The sequence below is a fragment of the Streptomyces sp. RK62 genome (assembly GCF_018070255.1).
In the GTDB taxonomy this organism is placed as follows: Bacteria; Actinomycetota; Actinomycetes; order Streptomycetales; family Streptomycetaceae; genus Streptomyces; species Streptomyces nigra.
Genome location: NZ_JAGPYD010000009.1, coordinates 330,349 through 347,430 on the forward strand (window position 1 = coordinate 330,349; position 17,082 = coordinate 347,430).

Consider the following 17,082-nt stretch of genomic DNA (forward strand, 5'->3'; position numbering starts at 1 on the left):
CCTGGGCGGGCGGGGGTCCTCCGGCCGGGTCGAGCAGTCCGCCCCAGTCCCTCTCGCTCCGGAACCAGTCGCCGATGCCGTCAGCGCCGGGCATATTCGCGGAAGCCGCGGCCCGTCTTGCGGCCGAGGCAGCCCGCGGCCACCAGGTGCTCCAGCAGGGGCGCCGGAGCGAGGCCCGGGTCGCGGAACTCGCGGTGCAGGACCTTCTCGATCGCCAGCGAGACGTCGAGGCCGACGACGTCCAGCAGCTCGAACGGGCCCATCGGGTAGCCGCCGCCCAGCTTCATCGCGGCGTCGATGTCGTCGAGCGACGCGTAGTGCTCCTGCACCATCTTGATCGCGTTGTTGAGGTACGGGAACAGCAGGGCGTTCACGATGAACCCGGCCCGGTCGCCGCAGTCCACGGCGTGCTTCCTGATCTTCGCGCAGACCTCGCGGACCGTGGCGTGCACGTCGTCGGCGGTCAGGACGGTACGGACGACCTCGACCAGCTTCATGGCCGGCGCCGGGTTGAAGAAGTGCATGCCGATCACGTCCTGCGGACGCGAGGTGGCGCGGGCGCAGGCGACGACGGGCAGCGAGGACGTCGTGGTGGCGAGCACCGCGCCCGGCTTGCAGACCTTGTCCAGCGCCGCGAACAGCTGCCGCTTGACGTCCAGGTCCTCGGCGACGGCCTCCACGGCCAGGTCGACGTCGGCGAACGCGTCGTAGCTGCCGGCCGCGGTGATCCGGTCCAGGGTCTGCGCGGCGGCCTCGGCGGTCATCCGGCCCTTGTCCACGGACCGCGACAGCGACTTGCCGATCCGGGCCTTGGCGGTCTGCGCCTTCTCCTCGCTGCGGGCGGCGAGGACGACGTCGTACCCGGCCTTGGCGAAGACCTCGGCGATACCGGACGCCATGGTGCCGGAGCCGGCGACGCCGACGGAGCGGACGGTCCGGCCGGGCGTCAGGGCGGCGCCGTCCAGCGGCGTCAGCGCGTCCCGCACGACGGTGGCGCTGCCGGGTGCCTCGTACGTGTAGAAGCCGCGGCCCGACTTACGGCCCGTCAGGCCCGCCTCGCTGAGCTGCTTGAGGATCGGGGCGGGCGCGTGCAGCCGGTCGCGGGACTCGGCGTACATGGCGTCCAGGACCGTGCGGGCGGTGTCGATGCCGATCAGGTCGAGCAGGGCGAGCGGCCCCATGGGCAGTCCGCAGCCCAGCCGCATCGCGGCGTCGATGTCCTCGCGGGAGGCGTACTTGGCCTCGTACATCGCGGCGGCCTGGTTGAGATAGCCGAACAGCAGGCCGTCGGCGACGAATCCGGGGCGGTCGCCGACGGCGACGGGCTCCTTGCCGAGGTCCAGGGCGAGGTTGGTGACCGCGGTGACGGCGGTCGGCGCGGTCAGCACCGAGGAGACGACCTCGACGAGCTTCATGGCCGGCGCCGGGTTGAAGAAGTGCAGGCCGAGCACGCGCTCCGGACGGGCCGAGTCGGCCGCCAGCCGCGTCACCGACAGGGCGTTGGTGCCGGTCGCGAGGATCGTCTCCGGGCGGACGATGCCGTCCAGTTCCCGGAAGATCTGGTGCTTGATCTCGTACGACTCCGGAGCGACCTCGATGACCAGGTCCGCGTCGGCCGCGGCCCGCAGATCGGTGGAGGTGCGGACACGGGCGAGGGCGTCCGCGCGCTCCTGCTCGGTCAGCCGGCCGCGTGCCACCGCACGGGCGGTGGAGGACTCCAGGGCGGCGACGGCCTGGGCGGCCGCGGCCTCGCTGACGTCGATGCCGACGACCTCGCGGCCTGCCTTGGCGAGGACTTCGGTGATGCCGGTGCCCATGGTGCCGAGGCCGACCACGGCGACGGTCTTCAGCGGGGACAGAGAGGTGTCGGACAGGGGAGTGGCCATCGCGGGACTCCAGGAATGAGGGTGACGACTGGGAACGCGTCCGGACGCGCCGGATGCGGAAAAGGTGCGGGTGTTGCCGGGCTGCTGGCGCACACGCCCGGGGCCGTCGCTGCGGACGTGCACACGTCCGAGGAGCGGTGATGACCGACCGGCCCTGTCCCGTGGCCGAGTCGTACTGCGGTACCTGGGGCACCGAACCGACTGCTCTCGCGAGGGCTGCGTCACCAGGCCGCCGCGAGGGGGTGCGAGTGGGTAACTCGCTCGTCTGAGATTAACTCGCGGGTAACGAGCGCGCCACCCCCCGGGTTTGTGATGTAGGTCCCGCGCCCCCGGCCACGCGCCTAATCTCTTCCCATGAGCGAAGAGTTGCGATCACTCACGGAGCGCTTACGGCAGGAGTCCGGAGCGACACCCGCGTACGACCGCCTCGTGGCCACCGGCGACCTCGACGAACTGGCGGACGTGCTGACCGCGCCCGGGCAGCCCCTGTGGGCGCGGGAGTTGGCCGCGTTCCGGCTCGGACTCGCCGGGGACCCGCGGGCGTTCGAATCCCTCGTCCTGCTGCTCAACCACCGGGACCCGCAGCGCTGCGCCTCCGCCGCCCACGCCCTCGCCCGGCTCGGCGACCCCCGTACGGCCCGCGCGGCGGCCGCCCTCGCCACCAACGAGCTGCGGGTCGCCTACGCGCTGCACCCGGTCCGCCTCCTGGTCGAGCTGGGCGCCCCCGAGGCGGTGCCGGCCCTGATCACCACCCTGGAGCGGCGGCTGCGCCCCCACGACCCCTACCGCCGGGTCGCCCTCGCCTGCGTCGAAGGGCTGGGCACGCTCGGCGACGACCGGGCCCGGCGGGTCCTCAACGAGGCGCTGGCCCATCCGGCCCTGGCGGAGGCGGCGGTCCAGGCCCTGGCTCGCATCCCGCGCCAGCGCTGAGCGGCAGGGCCTTCAGCCGGCCGTCAGCTCCCGGGCGTACCGCACCTCGGGCACCGGCACGCCGTCCACCTCGAAGGGCTCCTCGGCGCCGTCCGGCCCGAAGCCCGCCCGCGCGTAGAAGCGCCGGGCCCGGACGTTGTCCCGCAGCACCCACAGCAGCATGCGCCGGTGCCCGGCGAGCGAGCACCGGCGCACCGACTCCGCCAGCAGGGCACGACCGGCCCCGGTGCCGATCCGGGCCGGATCCACGTACAGCGCGTACAGCTCGGCGTCCTCGGTACGGCTGCCGTCGTCCTCACGGTAGGGGCCGTGACAGCCCCAGCCGACGACCCGGCCGCCCTCCTCCGCCACCAGGTTCACCACCGTGCCGTCGGCGCCCGCGAGATGCGCGCGCCGCCGCTCGGCGTCCTCGGAAACGTCCAGGGCGTCCAGGTAGGACTGCGGCACGATCCCCCGATAGGCGGCGCGCCAGCCCCCGACCCGGATCTCGGCGACCCGGTCGCAGTCGTCGGGGGTCATGGGGCGTATGCGCAGGCGGTGATCGTCCATCGGGGCACCCTAAAGGGTGCCTCGCCGATCAGGGCCGGAAGCCGACCAGGTCGTGGAGGTCGGTGCCGCGCGCCGTCGCCTTGGTGGCCTTCGTCGACTTCGCGGGCGCCGGCTTCGGTTCGGGGGAGGCGGCGCAGGTCGCGTCGGCCTCGGCGGAGCCGCGCGGGAGCGTGCCGTCGGTCAGGTAGGCCGCCAGGTGCCGGTCCAGGCAGGTGTTGCCGCCGAGGGTGACGGCGTGGTTGCCGCCGCCCTGCTCGACCACCAGACGGGAGCCGGCCAGCCGCCGGTGGACGGTGACGGCCCCCTGGTACGGGGTGGCCGCGTCGCCGGTCGCCTGGAAGAGCAGCACCGGCGGCACCTTGTCGTTGGTGACGTCGACCGGGGCCAGCGGCTTCTGCGGCCAGAACGCGCACGGCGCGTTGTACCAGGCGTTGTTCCAGGTCATGAACGGCGCCTTCGTGTGCGCGGCCCAGTTGTCCGCCCGCCAGCGGTGCCAGTCGCGCGGCCAGGCGGCGTCCCGGCACTGCACGGCGGCGTACACGCTGTAGCCGTTCCCCGCGGCCTCGTCCGCGGCGCCGAACCGCTCGTACGCCTTGGTGAGCGGGCCGTCGTCCCGGTCGTTCACATACGCCGCGAACGCCTCGGCGAGCTGCGGCCAGTAGCCGTCGTAGTAGCCGCCGGGCAGGAAGGTGTCCTCCAGTTCGGCGGGGCCGACCACGCCGCCGGCCGGGGTCCGCGCGAGTGCCGTCCGCAGCGCGTACCAGCGCTCCTCGACGCGTGCCGGGTCCGTGCCGAGCCGATACGTCCTGTCGTGCCGGGCCACCCAGGTCAGGAAGGCGCGGTGCCGGTCGTCGAAGGCGAGGTCCTGGGCGAGGTTGTCGTCGTACCAGACGCCGGTGGGGTCCACGACGGAGTCCAGCACCGCCCGCCGCACCCGCTGCGGGAAGAGCTTGGCGTAGACCGCGCCGAGGTAGGTGCCGTAGGAGTAGCCGAAGTAGTTGATGCGCGGGGCGCCGAGGGCGGCGCGGATCAGGTCCAGGTCGCGTGCGGCGCTGACCGTGTCGATGTACGGCAGCACGTCGGCGTGCTTCTCGGCGCACGCGCGGGCGAAGTCCTTCGCGCGCAGCAGGTTGGCCCGCTCGACCCAGGGCGTGCTCGGCACCGAGTCCGGGCGCACCGGCGCGAAGTGCGTGGGCCGGCAGTCGAGCGCGGGGCGGCTGCGGCCGACGCCGCGCGGGTCGAAGCCGACGATGTCGTACTGCGCCGCCACCTTCTTGGGCAGGGCCGAGGCGACGAAGCCGGCCAGGGCGAGTCCGCTGCCGCCGGGGCCGCCGGGGTTGACGAGCAGCGGCCCCTGATACTTCTTCGCGGTGTGCGGGACGCGGGAGAGGGCCAGCGTGATTTTGCGGCCCTTGGGGGCTGTGTGGTCGAGCGGCACCTTCAGCGAGGCGCACTGGAGCGTCGGGTATGTGGCGGTGCCGCACTTCTTCCAGGTGAGCGGCGCCGCGGTCGCGGTGGGCGGGGCGCTCGCCTCGGCGGGGACGGCGGTCAGGGTTCCGGCCACGACGAGTGCGGCGCCGCACAGAACGGTTGCGCGTTTTCCCATGGGTGGTCCTCCCAGGACGGAGCGGCGCGGGCCGTGCGTGCCACGGCCCGTGCCGCATTCGTCCCGGAACGGACGCCCGGAGGAACGGGTTCCGCTTGGATTCGACCCGATCGGGTCGCGGGATGCGCCCCGATGCCGCCGATGTCTAGAGCAGCGTCAGCTGAGTGGGGCCGGGCTCCGGCTCGGCGGGGAGGGGCTCGCGGATCCGGCGGGGCATCTCCGGCCGGGCGGGTCCGATGCCGTACTCCTCGGCCAGCTCGTGCACCTGACGGGTGATCCGGCGCTGGTACCACTTCGGCGCGTAGGCGCCGTCCGCGTACAGCCGTTCGTAGCGGCGCACCAGATGCGGGTGCTCACGACCGAGCCACGCCATGAACCACTCGCGTGCCCCGGGCCGCAGATGCAGCACCAGCGGGGTGACGGACGTGGCGCCGGCGGCGGCGATCGCCCGCACGGTGGCCCGCAGCTGCGCCGGCTGGTCGCCGAGGAACGGGATGACCGGCGCCATCAGCACCCCGCACCCGAGCCCGTGCTCGGTCAGGGTCCGTACGACGTCCAGGCGCCGCTCGGGGGCGGGGGTGCCCGGCTCCACGGTCCGCCACAGTTCGCGGTCGACGAAGCCGACGGAGACGGACACACCCACGTCCGTGACCTCGGCGGACTGCTTCAGCAGATCCAGGTCGCGCAGGATCAGCGTCCCCTTGGTCAGGATCGAGTAGGGGTTGGCGTGGTCGCGCAGGGCCGCCAGGATGCCCGGCATCAGACGGTAGCGGCCCTCGGCCCGCTGGTAGCAGTCGACGTTGGTGCCCATCGCTATGTGGTCGCCCTGCCAGCGGCGGGAGGCGAGCTGCCGGCGCAGCAGCTCCGGCGCGTTCACCTTCACCACGATCTGGGAGTCGAAGCCGAGCCCCGTGTCCAGGTCGAGATAGCTGTGAGTCTTGCGGGCGAAGCAGTACACACACGCGTGCGAGCAGCCCCGGTACGGGTTCACCGTCCACTCGAAGGGCATGCGCGAGGCGCCCGGCACCCGGTTCACGATCGAGCGGGCCCGGATCTCGTGGAACGTGATCCCGGCGAACTCGGGTGTGTCGAAGGTGCGGGTCACGACGGCGTCCGCGCCGAACAGGCCGGTGTCGGCCCGGCTGTGGTCCGTCTCCAGGGCGAGGTTCTCCCAGCGCATGGTGCCTCCTCGGTAGCACTGCCCCCAGAATAGAACACATGTTCCCTTGATCGTGCTACCCCTGGCCCGCCTTCGTTTCCGATCGCCTCGCGACCGGTTCCGTGAGCCGTTCGGCACCCCGATTTGGGCGGGGTGCCACCGGGGTGGTTGGCTTGCCCCAACCCCGAGAACTCAGGTCCTGGAGGAAGTCGATGGCGCAGGTCGAGGCCACTACGGAGCGGGTCGTCGCGGCGGACGCGGAGAAGGTGTTCGACGCCCTCGCCGACTACACCGGCACCCGGCAGAAGCTGCTGCCCGAGCACTTCAGCGAGTACGAGGTCCGCGAGGGCGGCGACGGCGAGGGCACCGTCGTCCACTGGAAGCTCCAGGCCACCAGCAAGCGTGTACGCGACTGCCTGCTGGACGTCACCGAGCCCACCGAAGGCGAGCTCGTCGAGAAGGACCGCAACTCCTCCATGGTCACCACCTGGCGGGTCACCCCGGCCGGCGAGGGCACGTCCCGGGTCGTCGTCACCAGCACCTGGCAGGGCGCCGGCGGCATCGGTGGCTTCTTCGAGCGGACCTTCGCGCCCAAGGGCCTCGGCCGGATCTACGAAGCGCTGCTCGCCAACCTCGCCGCCGAGGTGGAGAAGTAGCACCGGGGCACTTCAACCCGCCCGGGCCTGGCGGTCGTTGCCGTCCTCACCGTTTCGAGTGGTTCTGTTCCGCGACCGACCTGCTTCCGTAACTCGTCGCGCTTGCCCGTAGTTGTTCGCCTACGCGGACAAGGTGCGGCAGTGCGACGAGGGGAGCGGGTACGTGGGCGGGAGCACTCTGGTACAGGACGAGCCGGTCGCCGCACCCCCGGACGTCCGCCCCGCCGGCCCCGGGCCCACGGGTGAACTCGGGCCGCGGCGGGTGCGGTTGGTCTTCCTCGCCCTCATGCTCGCGCTGCTCCTCGCCGCGCTGGAGCAGATGATCGTCGCGACCGCGCTGCCGAAGATCGTCGGTGAACTGCACGGCCTCGACCGGATGTCCTGGGCGATCACCGCCTATCTGCTCACCGCCACCGTCGGACTGCCGATCTACGGCAAGCTCGGCGACCTCCTCGGCCGCAAGGGCGTCTTCCAGTTCGCGATCGTCGTCTTCGTCGTCGGCTCCGCGCTCGCGGGCCGGGCCACGACCATGGACCAGCTGATCGCCTTCCGGGCCGTCCAGGGCGTCGGCGCCGGCGGCCTCATGATCGGCGTCCAAGCGATCATCGCGGATATCGTGCCCGCCCGGGAGCGGGGCCGCTTCATGGGTCTGATCGGCGCCGCGTTCGGCCTCGCCTCGGTCGCCGGACCGCTGCTCGGCGGCTACTTCACCGACCACCTCTCCTGGCGCTGGTGCTTCTACATCAACGTGCCCTTCGGCCTGGTCACCCTCGCCGTCGTCGCCGTCGTGCTCAAGCTCCCCAAGCCCGCGCGCCGGGCCCGGCTCGATGTCCTGGGCTCCCTGCTGCTCGCCGCCGCCTCCACCTGCCTGGTCCTGCTGACCAGTTGGGGCGGCACCGAACACGCCTGGGACTCCCGGGTCATCCTCGGCCTCGCCGCCGGGGCCGCCGCCTCCTCGCTCCTCTTCCTCGTCGCCGAGCGCTTCGCCGTCGAACCCCTCATCCCGCTGCGGCTGTTCCGGGACTCCGTCTTCAATGTCACCAGCCTGGTGGGCCTCGTGATCGGCGTCGCGCTGTTCGGCGCCGCGAGCTATCTGCCGACCTATCTGCAGATGGTCGACGGGGCCACCGCCACCGAGTCCGGGCTGCTCATGCTGCCCATGATGGGCGGCATCGTCGGCGCCTCCATCATCTGCGGCCAACTCATCAGCCGCACCGGGCGCTACCGGATCCACCCCCTGCTCGGCAGCGCCCTGTCCGCCGTCGGCATGTGGCTGCTGTCCCGGCTGGAGACCGACACACCCCGGCTGCACTACAGCCTCTGGATGGCCGTGCTCGGCGCCGGCATCGGCATGGTGATGCCCGTCCTCGTCCTCGCCGTGCAGAACTCCGTACGCCCGTCCGACCTCGGCACGGCCACCAGCGCCAACAACTACTTCCGGCAGATCGGCGGCAGCGTCGGCGCCGCCGTCTTCGGCACCCTCTTCGCCGACCGCCTCACCGACGCCCTCGCCGACCGGCTCCCCGCCGACACGGGCGGCGCACTGCCCGCCGCCGAGGCCATCACCCCGCAGCTCGTCCACAGCCTGCCGCCCGCGCTGCGCGACGCCTACATCCAGGCGTACGCCGACGCCATGCCGAGGATCTTCCTGTACCTCGTGCCGGTGCTCGTGCTGGGCCTGCTCATCGCCTTCTTCCTCAAGGAGAAACCCCTGGTGACCCACGACACCCCCACCGAGGAGACCACGATCCCGGCCTCCGTCCCGCAGGCCCGCTCGCCGCGCGGCACATCGCCCACCGTCCGCGGCGCCGTCCAGCACGCCGACGGCACCGTCGTGCCCCGCGCCGCGCTCACCCTGATCGACGTCGCCGGACAGCAGGTCGGCCGCGCGAGCAGCGGCGAGGACGGACGGTTCGCGCTGGCCACGCCGGGGCCCGGGTCGTACGTCATGATCGCCGCGGCCGGCGGGCACCAGCCGCAGGCCGTGTCCGTCACCGTCGGCGAGCGGCCCGTCGACCTCGACATCCTGCTCGGCGGCGCCGGACGCCTCGCCGGACGGGTGCTCAGCCCCGACGGCACCCCCGTGGACGCCACCGTCACCCTCACCGACGTCCGCGGCGAGGTCGTCGCCACCACCCGCAGCGAACGCGAGAACGGCTACGTCATCACCGAACTGATCGCCGGGGAGTACACCCTCGCCGCCAGCTCGGCCGCGTTCCGGCCCGCCGCCGTCCCGGTCACCGTCAAGGCGGCCCGCGAGACCCGGCAGGACATCGAACTCGCGGGCGGCGCCGCCCTGCGCGGCACCGTCCGGGCCGGCGGCGGACGCCCCGTGGAGGACGCCCGCGTCACCCTGCTCGACGCGGCCGGCAACGTCGTGGACACCCTCACCACCGGGCCCGACGGAACCTTCCGGTTCACCGACCTCGCCTCCGGGGAGTACACCGTCATCGCCGCCGGTTACCCGCCGGTCGCCACCGTGCTCCAGGTCGCCCGCGGCGGGCGCACGGAACGCGACCTCCAGCTCGGGCACGAGGGCTGACCCCGCCGCCCGACCCGGCGCTGTCCTGCGGGAAAGGAGCGCGGCCGGATCTTTCCGCCCCCGCGCGCGCCGTCGTGAACCCGGTACATCCAATTCGCCTATTGCCACACATCCCCGAGGCGGGGACCCGTACGGTGGTGGGGGCGCGCAGATCTTGCGGACCGTGGGGAGAGAGGGCCTGGGCCATGGACCGTGGCACCGAAAGGGACGGCACGGCGACGGAGTACGCCGCGACCGGACGCATCCCGCTCGCCGTGGTGGTGGTCGACCGCGCGGGGCTCGTCTCCCACTGGAGCTCCGGCGCGCGCCGCCTCTTCGGCGCCACCAAGGAGGAGGCGATCGGGCACCCCGCCGTCGATCTGCTGCCGGTCTCGGGAGCGCTTCCCGAGGACGACGACATCTCGCCGTACGGGCCGTACGGCGCCTACGACGACGCGGGGCACGACCTCGAGACCTCCCTGGACGGACGGCTCTACTACCCGACGGCCGGGCGGGCCCGGCTGACCGTGCCCGAGCGGGACCGCGTCGACGTCCTGTGGTGGGCCTACCCCCTCGTCGGACCCGGCCCCGAGCGGCTGCTCGTGCTCGGCGCCGACGTCGGCCGGCTCCAGCAGGAGGCCGCGGGGGAGGACCCCGGCTTCGACCGGGTCGCCCCCGCCTTCGCCCTGCACACCGACTTCCCCGGCGCCGAGGAACTCGCCTCCAGGCTCCCCGAGATCCTGCCCAGCATGAGCGTCGACGAAAGCGCCCGGATCGTCGGCCAGATCCTCGAACTCGGCTACCCCGTCCTGGAGTTCAGCCAGAACGACCGGGTGCCTGTCACCCCCGACTGGGGCGTCCCCCGGCGGGTCGAACGCCGGGCCCGCCGGGAACGCGCCGCGCGGGCCGCCGCCCACGGCTTACCGGCGCCGGCCGAGGACCCCGACGACGGTGAGGACCTGGAGTACGTCGCCGTCCGCGAGCGCCTGGAGTTCCTGAACGAGGTCAGTGGCCGCATCGGCACCTCCCTCGACCTGGCGCAGACCATCGTCGAGGTCAGCCGGGCCGTGGTGCCCCGCTTCACCGACGTCGCCGGCACCTATCTGCGTGAACAGGTCGTCGCCGGCGAGGGGTTCCCCGACGGGGTGCCGGACACCACCACGATGTGGCACCGCGTCGCGCTCGAGCACACCGACGAACCCGGCCGCTGGGACGACGTCGTACCGGTCGGCGAGGCCATGCCCTTTCCGGCCCACACCCCGTTCTTCCAGTGCATGACCAGCGGCGAGCCCGTGCTCGTCCCGCGGATCACCCCCGAGATGGGCCACGCCATCGCGTCCCAGTTCGAGAAGCGGGACATCCGCCCGCTGATCACCGGCCGCTCGATGCTCGTCGTCCCGCTCAAGGCCCGCAACGTCGTCCTCGGCTTCATGATCCTGCTGCGCCACCCCGAGCGCGTCGAGTTCAACGACATGGACCGGGTCACCGGCGCCGAACTCGCCGCGAGAGCGGGCCTCGTGCTCGACAACGCCCGGATGTACACCTACCAGGAGAGCGTCGCCGAGACCCTCCAGGACAGCATGCTGCCGCAGATCCCACGCCGTATGGCGGGCTGCGACATCACCACCCGCTATCTGCCGGGGACACTGCTCGGACGGGTCGGCGGCGACTGGTTCGACTCCGTGAAGCTGCCCGGCGCCCGGACCGCCCTCGTCGTCGGCGACGTCATGGGCCACGGCCTCAACTCCGCCGCCAAGATGGGCCAGTTGCGCACCGCCGTGCAGACCATGGCCGCCCTCGACCTGCCGCCCGCCCAGCTGCTGCGCAACCTCGACGACCTCGCCCAGCGCCTCGGCGACAACTACCTGGCCACCTGCCTGTACGTCGTCTACGACCCGCTGGCCGGCGAGCTGCGCCTCGCCAACGCCGGCCACATCCCGCCCGTCCTGGTCCGCGCCGACAGCGGGCACGGCGAACTGCTCGACCTGCCCACGGGCGCGCCCATCGGCGTCGGCGGCGTGCCGTTCGAAGAGGTGCGCGTACACGTCGAACCGGGTGACCGGATCGTCATGTGCACCGACGGTCTGGTCGAGCTGCGCGGCGAAGACATCGGTGTCAGACTCGCGGTCCTGTGCGAATCCGCCGCCCACCCGGCCGCGTCCATGGACGAGGCGTGCGACACGATCATCCGCGCCCTCAACCCGCGCGGCGGCCGCAAGGACGACGTCGCCCTGCTGATGGCCCGCCTCAACGGCATCGCCCCCGCCGACGTCGCCGTGCACCGGCTCGAACTCGACCCGGCCGAGGCGGGCCGCGCCCGCGCCCTCGTGCGCGAGCAGTTGCGCGCCTGGGGCCTGTCCCGGCTCGCGGACACCGCCGGGCTCCTGGTGACCGAGCTGGTCACCAACGCCGTACGGCACTCGCGCGACCGCCCCGTGGAGCTCAGGCTGGTGCGCGGCGAGACGCTGCTGTGCGAGGTGGACGACGACAGCCACGAACTGCCCACCCTGCTGGACGCCGGACCCGACGACACCGCCGGACGCGGACTGCGCGTCGTCAGCACGCTCGCCCGCGCCTGGGGGACCAGCCGCACGGGCACCGGCAAGACGGTCTGGTTCGAGCTGACGCTCACGCCCTGCTGACGTTCCGGAGTCCCGGAGTCCCGCGGTCCCGCAGAGGTTCCGGACGAGACGTGAAGGTGTGCGCCGGACGCTTGTCGGCCCCGGCCCGCCCGCGATAGACCGGATCCGCCCGTCACCCGGCGGTCGCCGGTCGTACGTCAGGGGGAGTCGGTCATGAGCGTGACGCGTCGGTACCGGGACGCCTGGGAGGGCTTCTGGCGCGAGGCACCCGAGGAGCCGGGAGCCGTCTTCTGGGACGCGGAGCCGGCGCTGACCGCGGGCCGCCATCTGCCCCTGCTGGAGCCCCATCTGACCGATCCCGGCCTGGTGATGATCGACCTGGGCTGCGGCAACGGCACCCAGACCCGGTTCCTCGCCGAACGCTTCCCGCGCGTCGTCGGCGCCGACCTGTCCGCCGCCGCCCTCGACCACGCCCGCAGGGCCGATCCGGCCGGGCAGGCGACGTACCGGCTGCTCGACGTCGTGGACACCGCGGAGGTCCGGACCCTGCACGCCGAACTCGGCGATGCCAACGTCTATGTGCGCGGCGTCCTGCACCAGGCCGAGCCCGGCGACCGGCAGACGATGGCGGACGGGCTGGCCACGCTGGCCGGCGAGTGCGGCCGGGTCCTCCTCGTCGAACCGTCCGAGGCCGCCAAAGGCGTCCTCATGGGGCTGGCCGGGGGTCCCGCCGGGCCGCCGCCCAAGCTGGCGCCGGTCCTCAAGCACGGCATCGCCCCCGGCGAGGTCGCCGACGAGGCGCTGCCCGGCTATCTGCGCGCGGCGGGGCTCGACGTCCTCGCGAGCGGCACGCTACTGCTGGCCACCACCGAGTACGGCCCCGACGGCACCCGTGTCGAACTCCCCTCGACCTGGATCGTCGCGGGCCGGTCCTAGGAGTGGGCCGGCCCTAAGTGTTCGCGGAGTCCGGGGAGTTCGTCGGTACGCAGAGCACCGGGACGGGGGACAGGTGGAGCAGCTTGTGCGGGGTGGAACCCAGCAGGGCGCCGCGCAGCGGGCTCTCGCCCCAGGTGCCCACGACGATGCAGCGCGCCCCGTGCCGGGACGCGGCGTCGAGGAGGGCTTCCGCCGGTTTCCGGTCGATGACCTCCACGGTCGTCGCCACCCCCGCCTCGTCGGCGACGGCGACCGCGTGGTCCAGCGCCGTCCGGCCCGCCTCCCGGAGCGCGTCCCGGTGGGCGGCGTACTCCTCGCCGAGGGAGCCCGGCGCCGCCGCGCCGTAGACCAGGACGAGGGTGTCGTCGAACGCGGCCGTCACCTCGACGGCGACGGAGAGCGCGCGGACCGCGCCCGGGGACTCGTCGTAGCCGCACACCACGGGCATGTCAGGACTCCTTGCCGTGCACGAGGTCGGGGTCGGCCACCTGGGGGCGCTCCGCCCAGAAGGTGGGGGCCATCAGCCGCCACACCAGCATCAGGACCACGCCCGCGAGCGTGATGCCGATCCCGATGACCAGCGGCGGCCCGAGCCCGAACCAGGAGACGCCGCTGTAGGAGTTGGCGGGGTCGGACATGTCGGCGATCGACTCGACGAGCAGCCAGGCCAGCAGCCCGGCGCCGACCACGGGGCCGAGGCCGATCAGTACGAAGTTGCGGACGCTCTCGGTGAGGTGGCGCCGGTAGTAGACGGCGCACGCGAGGCCGGTGAGCGCGTAGTAGAAGGCGATCAGCAGGGACAGCGCGGTGAGCGAGTCGAACAGGGCGTTCTCGCTGATCTGACGGACCACCAGGTACCAGGCGATGGCGATGCCCGCCACCCACCAGGTGCTCACGTCCGGGGTGCGGAACCGGTGGTGGATGTGCCCGAAGTGGGCCGGCAGGGCGTGCCGGCGGGCCATGGACAGCGCGGTCCGCGAGGCCGGGATGATCGTGGTCTGCGTGGACGCCAGACCGGACGTCGACACCGCCAGCAGCACCACCCAGTCCCAGCCGCCCATCACGTCGCCCGCGAGCAGGGCGAAGATGAACTCCTCCTCGTCGGCGTTCTCCGACAGGAACGCCGGACCGGCGTAGGCGACGACCGCGATCGCGACCGCCACATACGTGATCAGCAGGATGACGGTCGACCACACGGCCGCCTCACCGGGGGCGGTCGCCGAGTTCTCGGTCTCCTCGGTGAGGTTCACCGCCGACTCCCAGCCCCAGTAGATGAACACGCCGAGCAGCAGGCCCGCCGTCAGCGAGGCGCCACCTGCGCCGAACGGGTCCAGCCAGCTGAACTCCGGTTTCACCGCGTCGAGGTCCCCGGTGCCGGCGTACACCCGGTACAGCGCGACCACGGCGAACGCGAGGAGGCAGGCGACCTGGGCGAGGATCAGCGCGTTCTGCACCCGGGCCGACACCTCGGTGCCGATCACGCACACCACCGTCATCACCAGGATGAGCAGCACGGTGAGGATCTGCCGCACCCACTCGTTGTCGGCCCAGCTGTCCAGGCCGAAGGCGAGCAGCGCGAACGTCACCGCCACGTCCGCCAGCGAGCCGACGACCAGGACACCGGTCATGGTGATGGCCCAGCCGCCGAGCCAGCCCGCCCACGGGCCCATCGCGCGGGTGACCCAGGAGAAGGTCGTGCCGCAGTCCTGGTCGACCTTGTTGAGGTAGTAGAACGCCGACGCGATCAGCAGCATCGGCACGAACGCCGCCAGCATCACGCCCGGCGCGTACACCCCGACCAGCGCGACGATCGGGCCGATGACCGCGGCCAGCGAGTACGCGGGCGAGGTCGCGTTGAGCCCGATGACGAGCGCGTCGAGGAACCCGATCGCGTCGGGCTTCAACGAGTCCGGCTGGGGGGTGTCCGTACGGGCGTCGGCCATGCTGCCTCACTTCGGTCGTGCCTGACCTCATGAAACAGGCAGCGGCCGGGCCCGCCCGGCCTTTGCCGCCCGCGCCCGGGATGTCTCACCCGTGTGCCCAGCCGGGGCCCGCGCGGGGGTGTTCCCGGGGCCGGGGGCCGGTCGTGGCGGGTTCTGACGGGGGCGCGTAACGTGGCGCCCCATGAAGATCCTCATCAGCGCCGACATGGAGGGCGCGACCGGTGTGACCTGGCCGGGGGACGTTCTGCCGGGGACACCGCAGTGGGAGCGGTGCCGGGGGATGTTCACCTCGGACGTGGACGCGGCCGTCCGCGGCTTCTTCGACGGCGGTGCCGACTCCGTCCTCGTCAACGAGGCCCACTGGAGCATGCGGAACCTGCTGCTCGAACAGCTCGACGAGCGGGCCGAGATGCTGACCGGCCGGCACAAGGCGCTGTCGATGGTGGAGGGCGTCCAGCACGGGGACGTCGACGGGATCGCCTTCATCGGCTACCACACGGGCGCCGGGATGGAGGGCGTCCTCGCCCACACCTACCTCGCCAACCAGATCACCGGGGTCTGGCTGAACGACGTCCGCGCCAGCGAGGGCCTGCTGAACGCGCACGTCGTCGCCGAGTACGGCGTCCCCGTCGTCCTCGTCACCGGTGACGACCTGGCCTGCGAGGACGCCCTCGGCTACGCGCCCGAGGCCCGGAAGGTCGCCGTCAAGGACCATGTCTCGCGGTACGCGGCCGTGTGCCGTACGCCGGCGCGGACCGCCGCCGACATCCGCGCGGCCGCCAAGGACGCCATGGGCATCGCGGGCCGCCGGGAGCCCGTGCAGGCCGGGCCGCACACGGTGGCCGTCGAGTTCGACGCCGAGCACCTCGCGATGGCGGCCACGGTCGTCCCCGGCGTGGCGCGGATCGGCGAGCGCAAGGTGGCGTACACCAGCGAGCGCATGTACGAGGCAATCCGGACCTTCAAGGCGGTCACCACGATCGTCTCGGCCGCGGTGGAGGAGCAGTATGGCTGACGCGCAGGCACTGGAGGAGGTCGTGACGTTCACGTCCGACCTCATCCGCATCGACACCACCAACCGGGGCGGTGGCGACTGCCAGGAGCGGCCCGCCGCCGAGTACGCGGCGGCCCGGCTCGCCGAGGCCGGCCTCGAACCCACGCTGCTGGAGCGCACACCGGGCCGTACGAACGTCGTCGCCCGCATCGAGGGCACCGACCCGTCGGCGGACGCCCTGCTCGTCCACGGGCATCTGGACGTCGTGCCCGCCGACGCCTCCGAGTGGAGCGTCGACCCCTTCTCCGGCGAGGTCCGCGACGGCGTCGTCTGGGGCCGCGGCGCGGTCGACATGAAGAACATGGACGCGATGATCCTGTCCGTCGTCCGGGCCTGGGTCCGGCAGGGCGTACGGCCCCGCCGGGACATCGTGATCGCGTTCACCGCCGACGAGGAGGCCAGCGCCGAGGACGGCTCCGGCTTCCTCGCCGACCGGCACGCGGCCCTGTTCGAAGGCTGCACCGAGGGCATCAGCGAGTCCGGCGCGTTCACCTTCCACGACGGTTCCGGCCGCCAGATCTACCCGATCTCGGCCGGCGAGCGCGGCACCGGCTGGCTGCGGCTCACCGCCCACGGCCGCGCCGGCCACGGCTCCCGGGTCAACCGGGAGAACGCGGTGACCCGGCTCGCCGCCGCCATCACCCGGATCGGCGACCACGCGTGGCCGGTGCGGCTCACCCCGACCGTGCGCGGCGCCCTCACCGAACTCGCCGAGCTGTACGGCCTGGACACCAGCCTGGACGACGTCGACGCCCTGCTGGAGAAGCTCGGCCCCGCCGCCAAGCTCGTCGATGCGACCGTCCGCAACAGCGCCAACCCGACGATGCTGGAGGCCGGTTACAAGGTCAACGTCATCCCGGGCCAGGCCGTGGCCTTCGTCGACGGACGGTTCCTGCCCGGCCAGGAGGACGAGTTCCGCGCCACCCTCGACGAGCTCACCGGACCCGACGTGGACTGGGAGTTCCACCACCGCGAGGTCGCCCTCCAGTCCCCGCTGGACTCGCCGACGTACGCCCTGATGCGGGCCACCGTCGAGGAGTTCGCGCCCGAGGGGCACACCGTGCCGTACTGCATGGCCGGCGGCACGGACGCCAAGCAGTTCTCCCGGCTCGGCATCACCGGCTACGGGTTCTCGCCGCTGAAGCTGCCGGAGGGCTTCGACTACTCGGCCATGTTCCACGGCGTCGACGAACGGGTGCCCGTCGAGGCGCTCCACTTCGGCGTCCGTGTGCTCGACCGCTTCCTGTGCAACGCCTAGAC

The 17,082-nt window shown here is 72.7% G+C and carries 13 protein-coding genes; 7 read left to right on the top strand and 6 right to left on the bottom strand.

The annotated features are described in order from the left end of the window. Nucleotides 1-80: 80 nt before the first annotated feature. Nucleotides 81-1,886: a 3-hydroxyacyl-CoA dehydrogenase family protein gene (locus KBY32_RS19685; protein WP_055619368.1), complete on the bottom strand. Its 1,806-nt coding sequence runs from the start codon at nt 1,884-1,886 to the stop codon at nt 81-83. 354 nt (nt 1,887-2,240) lie between these two features. Here KBY32_RS19685 and KBY32_RS19690 point away from each other — a divergent pair, with 354 nt between their 5' ends. Continuing rightward, a complete protein-coding gene (locus KBY32_RS19690) occupies nt 2,241-2,816 on the top strand; it encodes an adenylosuccinate lyase (RefSeq protein WP_210980978.1) in 576 nt (191 codons plus the stop codon). Nucleotides 2,817-2,828: 12 nt separating this feature from the next. Here KBY32_RS19690 and KBY32_RS19695 read toward each other — a convergent pair whose 3' ends face one another. The 3 genes from KBY32_RS19695 to KBY32_RS19705 form a co-directional block, all read right to left on the bottom strand. Then, nucleotides 2,829-3,365, bottom strand: coding sequence for a GNAT family N-acetyltransferase (locus KBY32_RS19695; RefSeq protein WP_210980979.1), 537 nt, complete (start codon nt 3,363-3,365; stop codon nt 2,829-2,831). Between the two features lie 28 nt (nt 3,366-3,393). After that, nucleotides 3,394-4,971, bottom strand: a complete 1,578-nt coding sequence (locus KBY32_RS19700; RefSeq protein ID WP_210980980.1) for an alpha/beta hydrolase — start codon at nt 4,969-4,971, stop codon at nt 3,394-3,396. A gap of 145 nt (nt 4,972-5,116) precedes the next feature. Then, complete coding sequence (locus KBY32_RS19705) at nt 5,117-6,151, bottom strand: Rv2578c family radical SAM protein (protein WP_055619364.1); 1,035 nt, start codon at nt 6,149-6,151, stop codon at nt 5,117-5,119. 191 nt (nt 6,152-6,342) lie between these two features. Here KBY32_RS19705 and KBY32_RS19710 point away from each other — a divergent pair, with 191 nt between their 5' ends. From KBY32_RS19710 to KBY32_RS19725, 4 genes are all read left to right on the top strand, one after another. Then, nucleotides 6,343-6,786 carry an SRPBCC family protein gene (locus KBY32_RS19710; protein WP_210980981.1) on the top strand — a complete coding sequence of 148 codons (444 nt, stop codon included), beginning with the start codon at nt 6,343-6,345 and terminating at the stop codon, nt 6,784-6,786. A 163-nt stretch (nt 6,787-6,949) separates the two neighbouring features. Beyond that, the gene (locus KBY32_RS19715) at nt 6,950-9,328 is read left to right on the top strand and encodes an MFS transporter (RefSeq protein ID WP_210980982.1); all 2,379 of its coding nucleotides are present in this window, start codon (nt 6,950-6,952) and stop codon (nt 9,326-9,328) included. 185 nt (nt 9,329-9,513) lie between these two features. After that, nucleotides 9,514-11,949 (top strand): SpoIIE family protein phosphatase, encoded by a 2,436-nt coding sequence (locus KBY32_RS19720; RefSeq protein ID WP_210980983.1) that lies wholly within the window; start codon nt 9,514-9,516, stop codon nt 11,947-11,949. Between the two features lie 153 nt (nt 11,950-12,102). Continuing rightward, the gene (locus KBY32_RS19725; RefSeq protein WP_210980984.1) at nt 12,103-12,825 is read left to right on the top strand and encodes a class I SAM-dependent methyltransferase; all 723 of its coding nucleotides are present in this window, start codon (nt 12,103-12,105) and stop codon (nt 12,823-12,825) included. 13 nt (nt 12,826-12,838) lie between these two features. Here the strand turns inward: KBY32_RS19725 and KBY32_RS19730 are convergent, their stop codons facing one another. Then, nucleotides 12,839-13,273, bottom strand: coding sequence for a universal stress protein (locus KBY32_RS19730; RefSeq protein ID WP_210980985.1), 435 nt, complete (start codon nt 13,271-13,273; stop codon nt 12,839-12,841). Between the two features lies 1 nt (nt 13,274). Then, nucleotides 13,275-14,768 carry an APC family permease gene (locus tag KBY32_RS19735; protein ID WP_210980986.1) on the bottom strand — a complete coding sequence of 498 codons (1,494 nt, stop codon included), beginning with the start codon at nt 14,766-14,768 and terminating at the stop codon, nt 13,275-13,277. A gap of 181 nt (nt 14,769-14,949) precedes the next feature. Between KBY32_RS19735 and KBY32_RS19740 the strand changes: the two genes are divergently transcribed. Both KBY32_RS19740 and KBY32_RS19745 read left to right on the top strand, forming a co-directional pair. Beyond that, nucleotides 14,950-15,783, top strand: a complete 834-nt coding sequence (locus KBY32_RS19740) for a M55 family metallopeptidase (protein ID WP_210980987.1) — start codon at nt 14,950-14,952, stop codon at nt 15,781-15,783. After that, a complete protein-coding gene (locus KBY32_RS19745; protein ID WP_210980988.1) occupies nt 15,776-17,080 on the top strand; it encodes a M20/M25/M40 family metallo-hydrolase in 1,305 nt (434 codons plus the stop codon). The genes KBY32_RS19740 and KBY32_RS19745 overlap by 8 nt, the downstream gene beginning before the upstream one ends. The last annotated feature ends 2 nt before the right edge of the window (nt 17,081-17,082 follow it).